This is a genomic window from Serratia odorifera (assembly GCF_041448735.1).
Classification (GTDB): Bacteria; Pseudomonadota; Gammaproteobacteria; order Enterobacterales; family Enterobacteriaceae; genus Serratia_F; species Serratia_F odorifera.
Genome location: NZ_JBGMUT010000007.1, coordinates 1 through 19,064, shown reverse-complemented (window position 1 = coordinate 19,064; position 19,064 = coordinate 1). Strand labels below are relative to the sequence as shown.

The following is a 19,064-nucleotide window of genomic DNA, read 5'->3' as shown; positions in this document are numbered from 1 at the left end:
GCTAACGCTGAATCAGCGGTTGAACTTTATTATCGATAGCCTCCCGGGCGCGGAAAATACGCGAACGTACGGTTCCGACCGGGCAATCCATGATGGCCGCTATCTCTTCGTAGCTTAGACCATCCAACTCACGCAGGGTAATCGCCATGCGAAGATCCTCCGGGAGTGACTCAATGGTACGGAAAACTATCTGTCTCAACTCTTCAGACAACATTAAGTTCTCAGGGTTCGAAATTTCTTTTAGTGCGCCTGCACTTTCAAAGTTTTCCGCATCGTTGGCATCCACATCACTAGCCGGTGGACGCCGCCCCTGAGCAACCAGATAATTTTTTGCTGTATTGACAGCGATTCGATATAACCAGGTGTAAAAGGCGCTGTCGCCGCGGAATGATTCCAGCGCGCGATAGGCTTTAATAAACGACTCCTGCACCACATCCGGCACATCGCCCTGCGGCACATAGCGGGAAACGAGACTCGCAACTTTATGCTGGTAACGTACTACCAGTAAGTTAAACGATTTCTGATCGCCCTTTTGGACCCGTTCAACCAGCACCTGATCCGTTAACTGCTCGCTCATCCGAGGTAAATTCTCCCCAAATCTGTCTCCACGCGTGAAATTGTACTGCCAGCCATACGTTATTTTCCTGAGCAAGCACTCGCTTGGAGTTCATATGAAACCCGAAGTTCCATACCGCCATTGTTTTTTCTGTAGATGTCGCCCTATCCGTGGCTTTTGCCCGGACAAGTAGGCTAACATGATTTTCACTCTTCTTCTGCACACATCATACGTTATGCAACCATCATATGAACATGTCAGTGATGTACTGATCGTCGGCAGCGGCGCGGCGGGCCTGTCACTGGCCCTGCGACTGGCGCAGCATTGCAAGGTTACCGTGCTGAGCAAAGGCCCGCTCAACGAAGGCGCCACCTTTTATGCCCAGGGCGGGATCGCCGCGGTATTTGATGAAACAGACAGTATTGCCTCACACGTTGATGACACGCTGATTGCCGGTGCCGGATTGTGTGACAAAGACGCGGTAGAATTTATCGCCGGCAACGCTCGCCACTGCGTACAGTGGCTGATCGACCAGGGCGTGCTGTTCGATACCGAAACCAACGCACAGGGTGAAGAACGTTATCACCTGACGCGCGAAGGCGGCCACAGCCATCGCCGCATCCTGCACGCAGCCGATGCCACCGGTAAGGAAGTAGAGACTACCCTGGTAGGGAAAGCAAGCGCCCACCCGAATATTTGCGTGATGGAGCGCCGCAACGCGGTTGACCTGATCACCTCAAACAAGATTGGCCTGCCGGGCACCCGACGCGTCGTAGGAGCCTATGTCTGGAACCGAGAGCGCGAACAGGTGGAAACCTATCGCGCCAAAACCGTGGTACTGGCTACCGGTGGCGCCGCCAAGGTTTACCAATACACCACCAATCCGGATATCTCCTCCGGCGATGGCATTGCCATGGCCTGGCGTGCGGGCTGCCGGGTAGCGAACCTGGAGTTTAACCAGTTTCATCCCACCTGCCTGTTCCACCCGCAAGCGCGTAATTTTCTGCTGACCGAAGCGCTGCGCGGCGAAGGTGCCTATCTGAAACGCCCGGATGGCAGTCGGTTCATGCCGGACTTCGATCCGCGGGGTGAACTGGCGCCACGCGATATCGTGGCGCGCGCCATCGACCATGAAATGAAGCGCCTCGGCGCCGATTGCATGTATCTGGATATCAGCCATAAACCGGCTGAGTTCATCACCCAGCACTTCCCGATGATCCATGAGAAGTTGCTGACGCTGGGCTTTGATCTGACAAAGCAGCCGATCCCGATCGTTCCTGCCGCCCACTACACCTGTGGCGGCGTAATGGTCGATCAACATGGCCGCACCGATCTGGACGGCCTGTATGCGATTGGCGAAGTCAGCTACACCGGCCTGCACGGCGCCAACCGCATGGCATCGAATTCTTTATTGGAATGTCTGGTTTACGGCTGGTCGGCGGCGGAAGACATCATTACCCGCCTGCCGTTCATTACGCTAGCCAGGCAGCTCCCTCATTGGGATGAAAGCCGCGTCGATGACTCCGACGAACGGGTAGTGATTCAGCACAACTGGCACGAACTGCGGTTGTTCATGTGGGATTATGTCGGCATCGTGCGCACCAGCAAGCGCCTGGAGCGGGCCCTGCGCCGCATCAATACCCTGCAACAGGAAATCGATGAGTATTACGCCAACTTCCGCATCTCCAACAACCTGCTGGAACTGCGCAATCTGGTTCAGGTCGCGGAGCTGATCGTGCGCAGCGCCATGGCGCGCAAGGAAAGCCGTGGCCTGCACTATACGCTGGACTACCCGGATATGCTGCCAGACTCGCGCCCGACGATCCTGCAACCCTGACCTGCGAATCGGGGCACCAGCGGTGTCCCGGTTAATTAATAGAACAGATAAAAATCGGCAATCAGCGCGCGGAATGCCTCGCTGTAGCTGCCGTCGGCCTGCTTGATCGCCAGATCGTTTTCCACACAACGCTGCGGTTCACGCGTCAACGACAGCAGCATTCGGTGGCGCGGCGTCTGTGGCCGATCGCTGACGTTCACTCGCAGCGCCATATGCCAGCCGCGCCGCTGTGCATCGGCGGCGAACGCCTCGCCGATGGCATACGGCAGCACCACGCACAGCTGGCCGTTGTCGCCCAGCAAGCGCTGCGCGCAATCCAGTAGCAGATCGTGCGGCAAGGTTTCGGTATAGCGCGCGGTGTCTCTCGCCCGATCGCGGCAGGCCACTGACGGCTCAAAGTATGGCGGATTGCTGACAATTAGCGCATAGCGCCCGGCGTGACGCTGGGCGAAATCCTCGATATTCTGCGCATAAACCCTGATACGTTGCGACCACGGTGATTGCAGGACGTTTTCCTGCGCCTGCTCTGCGGCAGCCGTATCCAGTTCCACCGCATCAATATGTATCTCAGCCGGCGAGCGCTGCGCCAGCATCAAGGCGATCAAGCCACTGCCGCAGCCGATATCCAGCACCTTGCCGCTCTGCGCCAATGGCGCCCAGGCGCCCAGCAGCACGCCGTCGGTGCCGACTTTCATCGCACAGCGATCGTGACCAACGAAGAATTGCTTGAAGGTAAAACCACCGCGTCGCGGTTTGAAATCGGCGTTTGATTGACTGCTCACATTGACCATCCGGCTAGAAAACTGGCGTAGCATAAGGCAATCTGCTAGTGGGTAAAAGAGATGCTTTCCTTAAAAAGGGTGAACCCGGCGGCCAACCCGTCTATAATCGGCGCCCCAAGTAGAGGTAGACCATGACAGCAACCAATTTTTCCGAACTCGATCTCGATGAACGCCTGATTAACGCCCTGCGCGATAAAGGCTACGACCGCCCAACCGCCATTCAGGCCGCAGCCATTCCGCCGGCCATGGACGGGCGTGACGTATTGGGTTCGGCGCCAACCGGCACCGGTAAGACCGCCGCATTCCTGCTGCCGGTATTACAGCATCTGCTGGATTTCCCACGTAAAAAATCCGGCCCACCGCGCGTACTGATCCTCACCCCAACGCGTGAACTGGCAATGCAGGTCGCCGATCAGGCGCGTGAACTGGCTGCTCATACCTCGTTGGACATCGCCACCATTACCGGCGGCGTGGCGTATATGAACCACGCGGAAGTGTTCAGCGAAAATCAGGACGTGGTGGTCGCCACCACCGGCCGCCTGCTGCAATACATCAAAGAAGAAAACTTCGACTGCCGTGCGGTAGAAACGCTGATCCTCGACGAAGCCGACCGCATGCTGGATATGGGCTTCGCGCAGGATATCGAAACCATTTCGGCCGAAACCCGCTGGCGCAACCAGACGCTGCTGTTTTCCGCCACGCTGGAAGGCGAAGCCATCCGCGAATTTGCCGAGCGCATTTTGAAAGAGCCGGTGGAAGTTGAAGCCGACCCTTCTCGTCGCGAACGCAAAAAGATTTTGCAATGGTACTACCGTGCCGACGACGTTAAGCATAAAACCGCGCTGCTGGTTCATCTGCTGCAACAGCCGGATGTGCAAAAGTCGGTGATCTTCGTGCGCAAGCGCGAACGGGTGCATGAACTGGCGACCTGGCTGCGTGAGGCGGGCATCAACACCTGCTATCTCGAAGGGGAAATGGTGCAGGCCAAGCGCAACGAAGCGGTAAAACGCATGATGGACGGCCGGGTCAACGTGCTGGTTGCCACCGACGTTGCGGCACGTGGTCTGGATATTCTCGATATCACCCACGTGTTCAACTTTGACATGCCGCGTACCGCCGATACCTATCTGCATCGCATTGGGCGTACTGGACGCGCCGGACGCAAGGGCACCGCCATTTCACTGGTGGAAGCGCACGATCATCTGCTGCTGGGCAAGGTCGGCCGTTATCTCAATGAACCGCTGAAAGCGCGGGTGATTGATGAGCTGCGACCAAGCACCAAGCAGCCAAGCGAAAAGAGCAACGGCAAACCGTCCAAGAAGGTGCTGGCCAAGCGCGCAGAGAGCAAAGAAAAGAACAAAGAAAAAGCCAAAGTGAAGGTGCGTCACCGCGACGCCAAAAACGTTGGCAAACGTCGTCAGGCCAAAGCCAAGCCTGAAGACAGCGGCAAGTAATCAATAACTCGCCGCAATAAAAAACCGCCGTATCAACGGCGGTTTTTTTATGCCTGTGGCAAGCGACGCATCCGTAAACGAATGCCGTCAATGTCAGGGCCAGTTACAGGCTTTCGGTGAAGGTGCGGGTAATAACGTCGCGTTGTTGCTCCGGGGTCAGCGAGTTGAAGCGCACCGCATAGCCAGAAACGCGAATGGTCAATTGCGGGTATTTTTCCGGGTTTTGCACCGCATCCTCCAGCGTTTCACGGCTCAGCACGTTAACATTCAGATGCTGGCCGCCCTCTACCCGCACGGTAGGTTGCAGTTCCATCGGGATTTCGCGGTATTCGATCTGCCCCAGTTCGGTTACCGGGACGATTTGATCTTCCGCATAATCGGCTTTGGCGCAAACGCAACGCGCTTCTGACTTTTCGTCATCCAACAGCCAGAAAGAGTTAACCAGCGCCTGATTGCTGGCTTTGGTGATTTGAATACCGGTGATCATGTTGTTGCCTCCGTACAAGGGCGATAAATTATTTTGATTAAAACCCAAACCGGGTTTCACCCAATGGGTAGAACCCCGTTGCCATATCATTCTGTATACCAGTCCGACGACGGCAATTCTTTGATTAAAATCAATTTCCACCGGACACCTCGCATCGTAAAGGCGGCAAATTTTTGTTTTATATCAATATTCTTCCGTTGGCCCAACGCAATAAGTTTTGTAAATTTTCAAAAAAAATTGAAAGTCACCGCGACAATGCCGTGACCAGGGCAAGAAAGAGCGGTTTCACTCGCGGGGCGTAAACGGTAAGCTATAGCCAATTAATTGCTAACAAAAACAAAGGAGAGCGTTAATGACCACCTCCCTCACCTGGCATGACGTCATCGGAAAAGAAAAAGAGCAACCCTATTTTGTTGAAACACTCGCCTTTGTTGCCGCAGAGCGCCAGGCTGGCAAGACCATCTACCCACCGCAAAAAGACGTTTTCAATGCGTTTCGCTTTACCGAACTGGCGGATGTCAAAGTCGTCATCCTCGGTCAGGATCCTTATCATGGGCCGAATCAGGCGCATGGTCTGGCGTTTTCGGTGCGCCCCGGCGTCGCGGTGCCGCCTTCGCTGGTCAACATCTATAAAGAGTTGACCAGCGACATTGCCGGTTTTGAGCGTCCGAGTCACGGCTGCCTGCAAAGCTGGGCGGAACAAGGCGTACTGCTGCTCAATACCGTGCTCACCGTCGAGGCCGGTCAGGCGCACTCCCACGCCAGGCTCGGTTGGGAAACCTTCACCGATAAAGTGATCGCCGCGCTGAACGAAAATCGCCAAGGCGTCATCTTTTTACTGTGGGGATCGCACGCGCAGAAGAAAGGTAATTTTATCGATCGCCAGCGTCACCACGTCCTGAAAGCCCCGCACCCGTCGCCGCTTTCCGCTCACCGCGGTTTCCTTGGCTGCCAGCATTTCTCGCAGACCAATCAATTGCTGGAACAGCAAGGGCTGGCACCGATCGATTGGACGCCGCAACTGCCCAACGAGGTAGAACCGGCATAATCCAGACGCAAAAAAGGCACCCTAAGGTGCCTTTTGTTTTCAGAAACCGTCAGGCTTTGGCTTTTGATACCGCCACCATCGCCGGGCGCAGCAAACGGCCGTTCAGCGTGTAGCCTTTCTGCATCACCATCATTACGTGGTTTGGCTGGTGTTGATCTGATTCCATCAGGCTCATCGCCTGGTGCACGTCCGGGTTGAACGGCACGTTGACATCGCCAACGATTTCGATGCCGTACTTGCGTACCGCGTCCTGCAGCGATTTCAGCGTCAGTTCGATGCCTTCGATCATTGCAGCCAGTTCCGGGTTATTGCGATCGGCCAGTTCCAGCGCGCGCTCCAGGTTATCGATCACCGGCAACAGATCGGCGGAAAACTTCTCCAACGCGAACTTGTGCGCTTTTTCGATATCCAGTTCGGTGCGGCGACGAACGTTTTCCATCTCGGCCTTGGCGCGCAGCAGGCTATCGCGCTCGCGTTGCTGAGCTTCTGCCAGTTGAGCTTCCAGCTCGGCAATGCGTTGATCACGCAGATCGACACCTTCCGCTGCTTCCGGCTGCTGTTCTTCGTGCTGAACGTTTTCCATTTCTTCCGAGACTTGCTCGTTTGGCGTCTTGTGTTCTTTACTACTCATGAATATCTCCGCGTTTTAGCATTAATCTCGCAACTTGGCTTATTATGGGGATCAAAATCGGGGTTTCAAGTCAACCGGTCACAATGTGGGGCATAATCTGGCTCCGGTGAGGAAAATCACAACAATGAATAAAAAATTCGCATGTATTGGCATTGTTGGCCACCCGCGTCACCCCTCGGCGCTGGCCACTCACGAGATGCTGTTTCACTGGTTGGTCGCTCGTGGTTACTCGGTGCTGATCGAACAGCAGATCGCCAAGGATTTGGGCCTGAAAGACGCGGTGACCGGCAGCCTGGCGGAGATTGGCCAGCAGGCCGATCTGGCGGTGGTGGTGGGCGGCGACGGCAATATGCTCGGCGCGGCGCGCGTGCTGGCGCGTTACGACATCAAGGTGATTGGCGTCAACCGCGGCAATCTGGGCTTTTTGACCGATCTGGATCCCGACAACGCGCTGCAACAGTTGGCTGACGTGCTGGAAGGCGAATACATCGACGAAAAGCGTTTTCTACTGGAAACCATCGTTCATCGCCAACACCAGCAATGCCGCATCAGCACGGCGATCAACGAGGTGGTACTGCACCCCGGCAAAGTCGCACACATGATTGAATTTGAAGTGTATATCGACGATAGCTTTGCCTTTTCGCAGCGTTCCGACGGCCTGATCATCGCAACGCCGACCGGCTCGACGGCCTATTCGCTGTCTGCCGGCGGCCCGATCCTGACACCCTCGCTGGAGGCGATCGCCCTGGTGCCGATGTTCCCGCACACCCTGTCTGCCCGCCCGTTGGTGATCAATGGCGACAGTACCATTCGGCTGAAGTTTTCCCATATCAGCAGCGATCTGGAAATCAGCTGCGACAGCCAGATAGCGCTGCCGATTCAGGAAGGCGAAGAAGTACTGATACGCCGCAGTGATTATCACCTGAATCTTATTCACCCAAAGGACTACAGCTATTTCAATACGTTAAGCACAAAGCTCGGGTGGTCAAAAAAATTGTTCTAAAATTTACGCCAGCCACTTTACTGTATATAAAACCAGTTTATACTGTATGAAACTACAGTCATGTGTTTATACACAGGAAGGTTCTCATGCTGGCGCAATTAACCATCAACAATTTTGCTATCGTTCGTGAGTTGGAAATCGACTTTCAACCGGGTATGACGGCGATTACCGGTGAAACCGGTGCCGGTAAGTCAATTGCCATTGATGCACTGGGCCTGTGCCTCGGCAGCCGCGCCGACGGCAATGCCGTGCGGCAGGGAGCCTCCCGCGCCGATCTGTGTGCCCGCTTCTCGCTGGCAGATACCCCTTCCGCCCGTGAATGGCTAGAACAAAACCATCTGGACAATAACGACGAATGCCTGCTGCGGCGGGTTATCGGTACCGACGGCCGTTCGCGCGGCTTTATCAACGGCATCTCGGTGCCCCTGTCGCAACTGCGCGAACTCGGCCAGCGTCTCATCCAGATCCATGGCCAGCATGCGCATCAATTGTTGCTAAAACCTGAACACCAAAAATCCCTGCTTGATGCCTACGTCGGCGAACCCACGCTGCTGCTGGCCATGCGTCATGCTTATCAGCAATGGCACCAAAGCTGTCGTGAGCTGGCGCATCATCAACAACAGTCCATCGAACGTGACGCGCGCCGGCAACTGCTGCAATACCAATTGAAAGAGCTCAACGAGTTCGCACCGCAGAGCGGCGAATTCGAGCAGATCGACGCAGAATACAAACGTCTGGCGAACAGCGGCCAACTCTTGACCCTCAGCCAGCACGCGCTGCAATTGCTGGCCGATGATGACGAGCACAACATGCTCAGCCAGTTGTACAGTTCCAAGCAGCTGCTGGTGGAGCTGATCGGCATGGACGACAGGCTTTCCAGCCTGCTCGACATGCTGGAAGAGGCGTCGATCCAGATCAGCGAGGCCAGCGACGAACTGCGTCATTACGCCGAGCGGATGGATCTCGATCCCAATCGGCTGCACGAGCTGGAACAACGCATTTCGCGGCAAATCAGTCTGGCGCGCAAGCACCATGTCGCGCCGGAGGAACTGCCGTTGCTGCATCAGCAACTGCTGGATGAACAGCAGCAACTTTCGCAACAGGAAAGCGATCAACAGCATCTGAGCGAGGCCGTTTCGCTGCATCACCAGCACGCGCTGGCGTTGGCGCAACAGCTGCATCAAAAGCGTCAGCAGTATGCCGACGAACTGACTCACCTGATTACCGAAAGCATGCATGCACTGTCGATGCCGCACGGTCAGTTTTGCATCGACGTACACTTTGAACCGGAACACCTGGGCGTCGAAGGCGCCAGCCGCGTTGAGTTCCGTGTGTCCACTAACCCGGGGCAACCGATGCAGGCGCTGGCCAAAGTTGCTTCCGGCGGCGAGCTTTCTCGCATCGCCCTGGCAATTCAGGTGATTACCGCGCGCAAAATGGAAACCCCGGCGCTGATTTTCGATGAAGTGGATGTCGGTATCAGCGGCCCAACGGCGGCCATCGTCGGGCGTTTGCTGCGTCAACTGGGCGAATCCACCCAGGTTATGTGCGTGACCCACCTGCCGCAGGTGGCCGGTTGTGGTCATCAGCACTTCTTTGTCAGCAAGCAAACCGACGGCACGGAAACCGAAACGCAGATGTCGCCGCTGGACAAACGCGCCCGTCTGCAAGAGTTGGCGCGACTGCTTGGCGGCAGCGAAGTAACAAAAAATACGTTGGCCAACGCCAAGGAGCTGCTAGCGGCATAAAAAAGCCCAACTTTTTTGCATTCCTGCGGTCTGACTTTAGCGCTGCAACCCGGACGATTTCAATGCAACAACGTGAAAGATGAAGGAGTAACCGGTAGATTTCCGGTTTCCAACTGCTGCAAGGTCTATTATCATCGGCATCCTATGCCCTAAAGGAATGTGATTACTATGCGCTGTAAAATGCTGACTGCTGCCGCTGTGGCTCTTGTGATGCTGACCGCAGGCTGTTCTACTTTTGAAAAAGTGGTTTACCGCCCCGACATCAATCAGGGCAATTACCTGACGGCAACGGACGTGGCAAAAATCCACAAGGGTATGACCCAGCAGCAAGTCGCTTACACTCTCGGAACCCCGATGCTGCAAGATCCTTTCGGAACCCAGACCTGGTTCTACGTGTTCCGCCAGCAGCCTGGCCATGAAAAGATCACGCAGCAAACGCTGACGCTGACCTTTGACAGCGCAGGCGTACTGACCGATATCCAGAACAAGCCGGCGCTGACCAAATAATCAGCACGGCCCTTTTCCGGCCCATGCGAGAAGCTCCATCCCTTGCATGACAGTGGCAGGCTGCAACTCGGAACAGCGGTCAATGGGGTTTTGGTAAGAAATAAGGCGCCTGGAGCGCCTTATTTTTTTGCTTTCTCTGCCCGTTGCCGGCGCAGTTCTTTGGGATCGGCAATCAAAGGCCGGTAGATTTCAACCCGGTCGCCGTCGTTAAGCACATCGGCCAATTTTGCCGGCCGGCTGTAAATTCCCAGCTTGTTGCTGTGCAAATCGATATCTTTACGTAATTCCAACAGGCCGGACGCCACAATGGCCTGCTCAACGCTGCTGCCGGCGTCTAACGTAACCTGTCGCAGATACTGCCGTTCCGGTAGTGCATACACCACCTCTACGCGTATCTCAGACACTGTAGACCTCTTTTGCACGCTGCGTGAAGGCCTGAACCATGCTGCCGGCCAGCTCTTTGAATACCTTGCCGAACGCCAGCTCAATCAGTTTATTGGTAAATTCGAAGTCCAGGTGCAATTCAACCTTGCAGGCCTCCGGGCTCAGCGGCGTAAACTGCCAGCCACCCATCAGTTTGCGGAACGGGCCATCAACCAGCTGCATATTAATGCTGTGGTTATCCTGCAGCGTGTTGCGCGTGGTAAACGTCTTGCTGATCCCCGCCTTGGCAACGTCAACCGCCGCGGTCATCTGGTTAGCGGAAGCGTCAAGCACCCGACTACCGGTACAACCAGGCAAGAAATCGGGATAAGAATGAACATCGTTAACCAACTGGTACATCTGCTGGGCGCTAAAGGGCACCAAGGCAGAACGACTAATCTGGGGCATATCATTTCCTGTGAAACATAAAACGTACAGATAATAACATTTATCTGGCTTCAGACAAAAAATCTGCTACGCCCTACCACTGGCAAAAATGAGAAAATTTGCTCAGGCATTGAACGCTAAAGGATTTCTTTCGCTGGCGCATCCAGTATAATGAACGCACTATGACAAAGAAAAAAGCATACAAACCCGGCTCAGCCACCATTGCGCAAAACAAGCGTGCCCGCTTTGAATACTTCATCGAAGACGAATTCGAGGCTGGCCTGTCCCTGCAAGGGTGGGAAGTTAAATCACTGCGCGCAGGCAAGGCCAACATCAGCGACAGTTACATTACCTTTCGCGACGGTGAAGCCTATCTGTTTGGCGCCACCATTACGCCACTGAACGTGGCGTCGTCGCATGTGGTATGCGATCCAACCCGCTCGCGTAAGCTGCTGCTGAACAAGCGTGAACTGGATTCACTGCTCGGGCGCGTCAACCGCGAGGGCTACACCGTTGTCGCCCTGTCAATGTATTGGAAAAATGCCTGGGTCAAGCTGAAGATTGGCGTGGCCAAGGGTAAGAAAGAACACGATAAGCGCGATAACATCAAGGATCGTGAATGGCAAACGGCGAAAGCCCGTATCATGAAGCACGCAAACCGTTAAGCCACTGGCGTTACGGCGCAGACTTCTGATATAATGCCGATTAGTTACTTGGGGCTGATTCTGGATTCGACGGGATTTGCGAAGCCCTAGGAGCATGCCGAGGGGCGGTTGGCCTCGTAAAAAGCCGCAAAAAAATAGTCGCAAACGACGAAAACTACGCTTTAGCAGCTTAATACCCTGCTCAGAGCCCTCTCTCCCTAGCCTCCGCTCTTAGGACGGGGATCAAGAGAGGTCAAACCTAAAAGAGATCGCGTGGATGCCTTGCCTGGGGCTGAAGCGTTAAACCCAATCAGGATAGTTTGTTAGTGGCGTGTCCATCCGCAGCTGACCGGCGAATGTAAAGATTGGACTAAGCATGTAGTGCCGACGGTGTAGTAATTTCGGACGGGGGTTCAAATCCCCCCAGCTCCACCATTTTTAAGTAGTATGAAGTAAAGTAAAGTCTACTAAGCCCGCTTGGAACCAGCCTCGCGGGCTTTTTTACGTCTAATGAAGTCTACTGAAATTTGCTAGAAGCTACTTGCTATGGCACCCTTTTTGGGACCCATCATTTTGGGTCCTAAAGCAGAGGGTCCTAAAATGGCAAAAATCGCAAAGAAACTTACTGACACTGAATCAAAAATACCAAGCCAGCAGAAAAGGAAATCAACCTTTTTGACGGTGATAGCCTGATGCTACGAATCGCTCCCCTATCAAAGGGCGGTAAGAAAAATTGGTATTTCAGGTATGCAGTGCCAGTAAGCAAGAAGCGAACAAAGATGAGCTTAGGAACCTATCCTCATCTCACACTTGCCAAGGCTCGGGCTTTACGTGATGAATACTTGTCGTTGCTTGCAAATAATATCGATCCGCAGATTCACAACAACGATAAAGCCAACGCCCTTAAGGATGCTACAGAGCACACGCTGCAGGCGGTTGCTAGGAAATGGTTAGATGAGAAGGTTAAGACCTCTGGTATCTCTCTAGACCACGCAGAAGACATCTGGCGGAGCCTTGAACGAAATGTTTTCCCCGGTTTAGGCCACGTTCCTATCAAAGAGATCCGACCCAAGCTCTTAAAACAACACCTTGACCCCATAGAACAACGAGGCGTATTGGAAACCCTGCGCCGTATCATTTCACGTCTAAATGAAATCTTCCGTTGGGCTGCGACAGAAGAACTTATTGAGTTTAATCCTGCTGACAATCTCGGCCAGAGATTTAGCAAACCCAAAAAGCAAAATATGCCAGCTTTACCACCAGATGATTTACCCCGATTCTTAATTGCTCTATCTAACGCGTCTATACGGCTCGAAACACGTCTTCTAATTGAGTGGCAACTCCTTACGTGGGTTCGTCCGGGAGAAGCTGTCCGTGCTCGGTGGAATGATATTGACGAAGATAATCGATTCTGGAACATCCCCGGTGAGTTTATGAAGATGAAGCGCCCTCACAAGATTCCGCTGAGCAAAGAGGCTATGCGCATCCTTGAGTTAATCAGACCAATCAGTGGTCATAGAGAGTGGGTTTTCCCAAGTATCAAAGCCCCGCTTAATCACATGCATGAGCAAACAGCTAATGCTGCAATCATCCGAATGGGATTCGGTGGTGAACTGGTAGCTCACGGAATGCGTTCTATAGCAAGAACGGCTGCTGAAGAAAGTGGTAAATTTAGAATAGAGGTGCTTGAATCAGCCTTAGCTCATACCAAGAACAATGAAATCATAGCCGCTTACAATAGTGCTGAGTATCTTGCTGAAAGAACACAGTTGATGCAGTGGTGGGGAGATTACGTTCAGGCGCAGAAGCGTAGAGCTATGGCAGCATGAAAGTAGATTGAAGATGGCAACAACAATAGTGCTGTATTTTTCTACAGCACATGATTTTACAATAGAAAATGTTTACTGATTTCCTCTTGCCACGTTGTTATGGTTCAAACTTCAAGCAATGATTTTAGGTCCATCGCTATGTTATCGCTTGAAAATGGTATTATATAAAAAGAGGAAATTATACGAAGAGCAAGATTGAGAGGCCTGATGAACGCTGGAGAGATTGGAACTGAAGCCGGACGTATTTTTGAATACAACTTACCAAGCCATTGGATTTTCCGAAGCCAAGAAGATCAAAATGATTTTGGTATTGATGGAGAAATTGAACTCAAAGATGGTAGTGGCAAAGCTCTTGGAAAAGAGAGTGTTTTCAAAGTTCAGATTAAGGGTGAAGAGAACTCAACTTTTATTCATGATAATAGCTTATTATCATTTACCCTGAAAACAGAGCGTTTGAGATATTACTTTGAATTTAAAGTGCCTGTTATTTTAGCTGTAGTAGAAATCTCCTCTGAGAAAATATTTTGGCTACCCTTAACTAACAATGAAATATTAAGAGAAAAGGCATCAAAATCTAATCAAAATGAAACCATTCAAGTTCATATCCCAATTGAGAATACGTTAGTAAGAAAAGATATTGCTTCAGCAAATAAAATATTAGATGCTGTCATGGATTGTTGGGATCACTTGAATATTAAGGGGCTTAAGGATTCTGTTGTCAGATATCCTATCATTAGTCCGTCGTCACTCGATAAGAAAATTGAAGATATAGGTGAAGCATTATATAAAGCGTATCACCAGCAGCTGGATAATCTTTTATCTGAAAGAAAATATGACTCGGTTTTTGAACGTTCTACCGAAATAAGCAATTCACCAATAGTTCCAGCAAAAGATAGATTTATCGCAGTATTATATTACTTGCAAGCATTCCAAATTTCTCCTTATACTAATATCAAGAGAGAAGTTTACAGAGAAAATTTTCATATTTGCCAGCATTTGATACTATTAGCCAGAGAGCAAAAAAGTCGGATTCACAGATTAATTGCTTTAGGAAAATCAAGGAAAGCAAAATTTAAGGCTCAGCTGGATCAGCTTCATGCAAGTCATCATTCAGTCAATCACTTCGAAGAAAAATCTTTAGAACGTTATATTTTCAATGATCAAACTCAAATAATGTATAGAGATTGTTGTATCTCCCTACAAAAGATCATTGAGTTATGTAATCGTATGACAAGAGATCAGCAGTATCACATACTCTCAGATTTTTTTGTTGATATCTATGCATCAATTTTAATATTCAAAGGAATCCATGAAGCACGAGGTTCTAAGGAATCCATTGATTTTCTAGATGATTGGTATGAAAGAATGTCATTATTAGTAATGACATATTGTGTATTATCAAAAGATATTGAAAAAATTGAAAAATTATACTTCCTTACTGCCACCTTACTAAAACAAAATCCTAAAGCAACCCAACCCCATCGGAAAATGATTCTTTCAACTTTTCCAGATTTTGAGAAAGCCCTAACAGAAATAGAAAATCATGTTATCAGTCTTGACAGTCAAAAAGATTTTTATGATCTTACAACTGAAGAGCAAAAAGAATACTTCTTGAGTATGGCCAAAAATCTAGGAATGGACCCTGATGACCCACAAGGAGAACATCATGAGTTCCTTAAAATTGGATTTGCTAATTATGATCCCACAAATATAATGAAAAACTGTGAGCATTTATTCGTTCATTATCGCCCCGGAGGAATATTTGCCCAATCATTGAGAATGCACTCTCTCGGCGGGATGCATCTCTTAATCTGCTTAAAACACGGACATGCTCAAGGAACAGGAAATTTATTAAGTCAATTATATGACAGTACTGGCAGTTATGATTTTGGTAATAGCTTCAAACAATCAAATTGTGATAAATGCGCGGATTGTAAACCAAGAGAGGAGAGTTGGGCATGGAGTCTCAAATGGTATTTAAAAGAAGTTGAACATCATAAAACTCTTCTTAAGAAGTATAGATTCTAATTACATACAATTAGTTCCAATTTGAGTGGTCTGTATGGGACAGCCACTCTGCTTATCAAGATTGGCATGTTTGTTATTTCTATTAATTTTCCGCCGTGGAAAGACAGGATCTACATCTAAAGTGCAACTCTATGATTTAAATCATAATTATCAATCATCACTTAACTAATACTATTGATGCCTTTAATATCACTGAATTTTTTTAAACACCAAGATTCTTATGCATAAGCTAACGATTGACTTACATACCCTTTACGGATCACAACGCTTCTACGAACAGTCAGAATTCTTGCCCATATTCATACCTTCCAAAATCCCCTTAAAGCGATAACTATCTGTATTATATATAAATTTTCACACCTCGATATTAGATAAAAAAACAAGCTTTGACTTAGCAATTTAACTGTTGACCTACTTATTGTAATGGTTAATTATGTTGTAGTTTTAAGCTTGGTTTACATTGTGTAGCAGATAAAAATCACGAAATACCAATTGTAAATTATGGAGTGGAAAAATTGAAAGCAACTACGGAGCCTCAAAAACAACGATTAATTGCTACATTGCTTAGTGATCTAGCAGAAGATAATTTGGCTATTTTTGCAGGTGCGGGCCTGTCCGCCCCCGCAGGCTTTGTAAGCTGGACTGAATTACTCCGTCCTATAGCTGAAGATCTTGAACTTGAAATTGAAAAAGAAACAGATTTAGTTGCTTTAGCTCAATATCACTGCAATTCAAACTCAGCAAACCGAGGTAAACTCAATCAGCTCCTGATAAATAAGCTATCTGATGATGTTGAAATAACTGCAAACCATAAAATTCTTGCAAGACTTCCAATATCTACATATTGGACAACTAACTACGATAAACTTATTGAGAAATCATTAACTGAAGCAGGGAAAATACCTGATACAAAATATCGTGTCAAACAACTGAGCTTTACAAAACGGGGCCGAGATGCTGTTGTTTACAAAATGCACGGAGATATTGAGAATCCAGATGAAGCAGTGCTCACGAAAGATGATTACGAGAGTTATCATGTCAAGATGCAGCCGTTTATTAATGCTTTAAGCGGTGATCTCGTCTCAAAGACATTTTTATTTTTAGGATTCAGTTTTACAGATCCGAACCTTGATTATATTCTTAGCAGAGTACGGATTGCTTACTCAAATGATCAAAGGCAGCATTATTGCATTCAGAAACTTGTGGCCTCAGCTGCCGGGGAATCTCAAGCCGACACAGAATATAGAAAACGTAAACAAGAGCTCTTTATTCAAGACTTGCTTCGATTTGGAATAAAAACAATACTTGTATCTGACTATTCAGAAATAACAGATATTCTTCATAAACTGGAATGGGCATATAGAAGAAAAACAATTTTTTTATCTGGATCGGCACATGAGTATAGTCGATGGAAATCAGATGAAGCCCAACACTTTATTTACTCTTTGTCGAAAGATATAGCTGCTTTAGGATTCCGAATAGTATCTGGATTTGGGTTAGGCGTTGGTAGCTCCGTTATTACCGGTGTATTAGAAAATGTATATATGAGCGGTAAGCGTTTAGACTCTGATCAGTTAATACTAAAACCTTTTCCACAGTATGAAGTTGGTAAACGACCTATTTCAGAAATATGGAATGAATATCGTACAGATATGATTTCGCATGCTGGGATAGCGATTTTTGTTTTTGGTAATAAAATAAAAGATGGCAATGTTGTTATCGCTGATGGTTTAATTAAAGAGTTTGAAATAGCAAAAAATAACGGACTTTTGTTAATACCTGTAGGCGCAACTGAATATGCGACAAGAGAAATTTATAATAAACTTTCTCGGGATGGATACTTTGATAGTGCTGAATTCCCTAAAGAGTTTAAAGAACACATAAATAAAATTTCTGATCAAAACTCAGATCTGGAAACTATTAAGGGTGTTTTAATCGACTTACTTAGAGCATTGAAATAAGGACTAAATCATGACTAAACGTAATTGCTTCTACAGTTTTCATTATATACCAGATAATTGGCGTGCTGCCACAGTTCGTAGTATCGGAGCCATTGAGGGTAATAGCCCTACTTCAGATAATAACTGGGAAACAGTTAAAAAAGGCGGAGAGGCTGCGATAAAAAAATGGATTGCAGACGAAATGTATGGTAAATCATGCATTGTTGTGCTTGTTGGTAGCGATACAGCCAATCGCAAATGGATCAATCATGAAATCATTAAAGGGTGGGATGACGGAAAAGGTGTCGTAGGCATTTATATTCATGGTCTAAAAGATAGCGGTGGAAATACCTCTACTAAAGGTGATAATCCTTTTGATTATATTGGGTATGGTAATACAGGGAAAAAGCTTTCTACTATCGTGAAATGCTATAATCCCACGGGCTCTACAAGCCAAGAAAAGTACAATTGGATAAAAGAGCATCTAGCAAATGCTGTTGAAGAAGCAATTACAATAAGAAAAAATAACTAGCCTTCAGTTTTCATAAATAAAAGAGGCTTTAGGCCTCTTTTATTTTGGTTTAAAGATTTTATGTTTAGCAACCTGCTCTGCGTCTTCTTGTTGTAGTTTTAACGTGCCTTTTTTCAAGCTTGATTTCAATTTCATTTTAAATATACTTTCATATTCAGTTATACGAACCAGCTGTTTTTTAATATCCTCATGAATGACTATTCCTTTATTTTTAGAGACTATATTGGTTTTACTTATTCCTAATCGTTTTCTCATTTCTTCGATCTTAGTTGCTCCACTATTGATGTTGCTACGTTTTTTGAGTCTAAAGTTATTTGTGGCTGTGGTAGCTGTTTCTGTATGATCAAGTATCCTATTAATATAACTACCATCATATTTATTACACCAACGACTGAAGCCACCTTGATTATTAATTTTGTTTGATTTTTGATTGTATTGTTTTTTAACTCCGTTGAGTATTTGTGTATTTTTCTGTTTTGTATTTCTAAATCGTCTATTTGTTTGTCTATCGTATTCCTTGACAGATTTAGTAATGATGATGTTTTTGAAGCCGTTTTCTCTGTCCTCTCTAATACTTCCTGCGTCTGAATTAATGCTATGCTGACTGACTCCGAAAGAATCATCATCGATTCTGATAATGGTTCTATCGTCATTGATATTTGGTTCAATAGGTAATCGTCCAATACTATTTTCGTCATCTGTTTTTCTTGCTGCGAATCTTCTAATGAGTTCATCATCTCTATTTTTGTCATATTTCACCTTTGCCTTAATTGTGTTCCAACTGAATTTTTTACCAAGAGATGATCCCTTGAAGAAAATGTTTTTTTCATTATTTTTGATCTTACCCAGCAATAGTGGACACGCGACTAAGTGAGTAAACTCTCAAGCAAGAGGTGACTCACATGACAAAACCAGCATCAACCACTAAAAAGCCACGCAAGCAACATACACCTGAATTCCGCGACGAAGCCCTGAAACTGGCTGAACGTATTGGTGTGGCCGCAGCCGCCCGCGAACTCAGCCTTTATGAGTCGCAAATTTACACCTGGCGTAGCAAGCGGCAGCAACAGGCAACGTCCTCTGAACGTAAGGGCGAACTCGCCGCTGAGAATGCCCGCCTCAAACGCCAACTGGCTGAACGGGACGAGGAACTGGCCATTCTCCAAAAGGCCGCGACATACTTCGCCAAGCGCCTGAAATGAAGTATGTCTTTATCGAAAAGCATCAG

17 protein-coding genes, 1 other RNA gene and 2 pseudogenes are annotated in these 19,064 nt (G+C 48.6%); 13 read left to right on the top strand and 7 right to left on the bottom strand.

What is annotated here, in order from left to right; translation table 11 throughout:
* Position 1 precedes the first annotated feature (1 nt).
* Complete coding sequence (gene rpoE, locus ACCC84_RS16760) at positions 2 to 577, bottom strand: RNA polymerase sigma factor RpoE (protein WP_004959528.1); 576 nt, start codon at positions 575 to 577, stop codon at positions 2 to 4.
* A gap of 214 nt (positions 578 to 791) precedes the next feature.
* Here rpoE and nadB point away from each other — a divergent pair, with 214 nt between their 5' ends.
* The gene (nadB, locus tag ACCC84_RS16755) at positions 792 to 2,393 is read left to right on the top strand and encodes an L-aspartate oxidase (protein ID WP_182646437.1); all 1,602 of its coding nucleotides are present in this window, start codon (positions 792 to 794) and stop codon (positions 2,391 to 2,393) included.
* 35 nt (positions 2,394 to 2,428) lie between these two features.
* Here the strand turns inward: nadB and trmN are convergent, their stop codons facing one another.
* Positions 2,429 to 3,184 carry a tRNA(1)(Val) (adenine(37)-N(6))-methyltransferase TrmN gene (trmN, locus tag ACCC84_RS16750; protein WP_004959522.1) on the bottom strand — a complete coding sequence of 252 codons (756 nt, stop codon included), beginning with the start codon at positions 3,182 to 3,184 and terminating at the stop codon, positions 2,429 to 2,431.
* Positions 3,185 to 3,306: 122 nt separating this feature from the next.
* Here trmN and srmB point away from each other — a divergent pair, with 122 nt between their 5' ends.
* Complete coding sequence (srmB, locus tag ACCC84_RS16745; protein ID WP_004959519.1) at positions 3,307 to 4,629, top strand: ATP-dependent RNA helicase SrmB; 1,323 nt, start codon at positions 3,307 to 3,309, stop codon at positions 4,627 to 4,629.
* A gap of 103 nt (positions 4,630 to 4,732) precedes the next feature.
* Here srmB and grcA read toward each other — a convergent pair whose 3' ends face one another.
* Positions 4,733 to 5,116, bottom strand: a complete 384-nt coding sequence (gene grcA / locus ACCC84_RS16740; protein ID WP_039991834.1) for an autonomous glycyl radical cofactor GrcA — start codon at positions 5,114 to 5,116, stop codon at positions 4,733 to 4,735.
* Positions 5,117 to 5,468: 352 nt separating this feature from the next.
* On the opposite strand from grcA, the gene ung reads away from it, so the two are divergent.
* Positions 5,469 to 6,164 carry a uracil-DNA glycosylase gene (ung, locus tag ACCC84_RS16735; protein ID WP_004959514.1) on the top strand — a complete coding sequence of 232 codons (696 nt, stop codon included), beginning with the start codon at positions 5,469 to 5,471 and terminating at the stop codon, positions 6,162 to 6,164.
* A gap of 49 nt (positions 6,165 to 6,213) precedes the next feature.
* On the opposite strand, the gene grpE is transcribed toward ung, so the two are convergent.
* Positions 6,214 to 6,795 (bottom strand): nucleotide exchange factor GrpE, encoded by a 582-nt coding sequence (gene grpE, locus ACCC84_RS16730; protein ID WP_004959510.1) that lies wholly within the window; start codon positions 6,793 to 6,795, stop codon positions 6,214 to 6,216.
* Between the two features lie 124 nt (positions 6,796 to 6,919).
* Between grpE and nadK the strand changes: the two genes are divergently transcribed.
* The 3 genes from nadK (at position 6,920) to bamE (ending at position 10,053) form a co-directional block, all read left to right on the top strand.
* Positions 6,920 to 7,798, top strand: coding sequence for an NAD(+) kinase (nadK, locus tag ACCC84_RS16725; protein ID WP_088499764.1), 879 nt, complete (start codon positions 6,920 to 6,922; stop codon positions 7,796 to 7,798).
* 86 nt (positions 7,799 to 7,884) lie between these two features.
* Entirely contained in the window at positions 7,885 to 9,546 is a 1,662-nt protein-coding gene (gene recN / locus ACCC84_RS16720) for a DNA repair protein RecN (protein WP_039991832.1), read from the top strand.
* A gap of 168 nt (positions 9,547 to 9,714) precedes the next feature.
* Entirely contained in the window at positions 9,715 to 10,053 is a 339-nt protein-coding gene (bamE, locus tag ACCC84_RS16715; RefSeq protein WP_039991831.1) for an outer membrane protein assembly factor BamE, read from the top strand.
* Between the two features lie 119 nt (positions 10,054 to 10,172).
* Here the strand turns inward: bamE and ACCC84_RS16710 are convergent, their stop codons facing one another.
* Positions 10,173 to 10,457 (bottom strand): RnfH family protein, encoded by a 285-nt coding sequence (locus ACCC84_RS16710; protein ID WP_004959500.1) that lies wholly within the window; start codon positions 10,455 to 10,457, stop codon positions 10,173 to 10,175.
* Positions 10,450 to 10,884, bottom strand: coding sequence for a type II toxin-antitoxin system RatA family toxin (locus tag ACCC84_RS16705; protein ID WP_004959498.1), 435 nt, complete (start codon positions 10,882 to 10,884; stop codon positions 10,450 to 10,452). The genes ACCC84_RS16710 and ACCC84_RS16705 overlap by 8 nt, the downstream gene beginning before the upstream one ends.
* 161 nt (positions 10,885 to 11,045) lie before the next feature.
* On the opposite strand from ACCC84_RS16705, the gene smpB reads away from it, so the two are divergent.
* From smpB to ACCC84_RS16675, 6 genes and pseudogenes are all read left to right on the top strand, one after another.
* Positions 11,046 to 11,528, top strand: coding sequence for an SsrA-binding protein SmpB (gene smpB, locus ACCC84_RS16700; RefSeq protein WP_004959495.1), 483 nt, complete (start codon positions 11,046 to 11,048; stop codon positions 11,526 to 11,528).
* 50 nt (positions 11,529 to 11,578) lie between these two features.
* Positions 11,579 to 11,942: a transfer-messenger RNA gene (gene ssrA, locus ACCC84_RS16695) on the top strand.
* A gap of 165 nt (positions 11,943 to 12,107) precedes the next feature.
* Positions 12,108 to 13,336, top strand: a pseudogene (locus ACCC84_RS16690) (phage integrase central domain-containing protein).
* Between the two features lie 207 nt (positions 13,337 to 13,543).
* Positions 13,544 to 15,364 (top strand): DUF4365 domain-containing protein, encoded by a 1,821-nt coding sequence (locus ACCC84_RS16685; protein WP_371902077.1) that lies wholly within the window; start codon positions 13,544 to 13,546, stop codon positions 15,362 to 15,364.
* Positions 15,365 to 15,879: 515 nt separating this feature from the next.
* Complete coding sequence (locus ACCC84_RS16680) at positions 15,880 to 17,325, top strand: SIR2 family protein (protein ID WP_371902076.1); 1,446 nt, start codon at positions 15,880 to 15,882, stop codon at positions 17,323 to 17,325.
* Positions 17,326 to 17,335: 10 nt separating this feature from the next.
* Positions 17,336 to 17,836 (top strand): TIR domain-containing protein, encoded by a 501-nt coding sequence (locus ACCC84_RS16675; protein ID WP_163525674.1) that lies wholly within the window; start codon positions 17,336 to 17,338, stop codon positions 17,834 to 17,836.
* 39 nt (positions 17,837 to 17,875) lie between these two features.
* Here ACCC84_RS16675 and ACCC84_RS16670 read toward each other — a convergent pair whose 3' ends face one another.
* The gene (locus tag ACCC84_RS16670) at positions 17,876 to 18,688 is read right to left on the bottom strand and encodes a hypothetical protein (RefSeq protein ID WP_371902075.1); all 813 of its coding nucleotides are present in this window, start codon (positions 18,686 to 18,688) and stop codon (positions 17,876 to 17,878) included.
* A 50-nt stretch (positions 18,689 to 18,738) separates the two neighbouring features.
* Here ACCC84_RS16670 and ACCC84_RS16665 point away from each other — a divergent pair.
* Positions 18,739 to 19,064, top strand: a pseudogene (locus ACCC84_RS16665) (transposase); the annotation flags it as partial.

Excerpts from the sequence above, each read along its gene's own strand:
- ung (WP_004959514.1), top strand. The coding sequence starts at position 5,469 with ATGACCACCTCCCTCACCTGGCATGACGTCATCGGAAAAGAAAAAGAG.
- srmB (WP_004959519.1), top strand. The coding sequence starts at position 3,307 with ATGACAGCAACCAATTTTTCCGAACTCGATCTCGATGAACGCCTGATT.
- bamE (WP_039991831.1), top strand. The coding sequence starts at position 9,715 with ATGCGCTGTAAAATGCTGACTGCTGCCGCTGTGGCTCTTGTGATGCTG.
- smpB (WP_004959495.1), top strand. The coding sequence starts at position 11,046 with ATGACAAAGAAAAAAGCATACAAACCCGGCTCAGCCACCATTGCGCAA.
- trmN (WP_004959522.1), bottom strand. The coding sequence starts at position 3,184 with ATGGTCAATGTGAGCAGTCAATCAAACGCCGATTTCAAACCGCGACGC.
- recN (WP_039991832.1), top strand. The coding sequence starts at position 7,885 with ATGCTGGCGCAATTAACCATCAACAATTTTGCTATCGTTCGTGAGTTG.
- ACCC84_RS16675 (WP_163525674.1), top strand. The coding sequence starts at position 17,336 with ATGACTAAACGTAATTGCTTCTACAGTTTTCATTATATACCAGATAAT.
- grcA (WP_039991834.1), bottom strand. The coding sequence starts at position 5,116 with ATGATCACCGGTATTCAAATCACCAAAGCCAGCAATCAGGCGCTGGTT.
- ACCC84_RS16685 (WP_371902077.1), top strand. The coding sequence starts at position 13,544 with ATGAACGCTGGAGAGATTGGAACTGAAGCCGGACGTATTTTTGAATAC.
- nadB (WP_182646437.1), top strand. The coding sequence starts at position 792 with ATGCAACCATCATATGAACATGTCAGTGATGTACTGATCGTCGGCAGC.
- rpoE (WP_004959528.1), bottom strand. The coding sequence starts at position 577 with ATGAGCGAGCAGTTAACGGATCAGGTGCTGGTTGAACGGGTCCAAAAG.
- ACCC84_RS16705 (WP_004959498.1), bottom strand. The coding sequence starts at position 10,884 with ATGCCCCAGATTAGTCGTTCTGCCTTGGTGCCCTTTAGCGCCCAGCAG.
- nadK (WP_088499764.1), top strand. The coding sequence starts at position 6,920 with ATGAATAAAAAATTCGCATGTATTGGCATTGTTGGCCACCCGCGTCAC.
- grpE (WP_004959510.1), bottom strand. The coding sequence starts at position 6,795 with ATGAGTAGTAAAGAACACAAGACGCCAAACGAGCAAGTCTCGGAAGAA.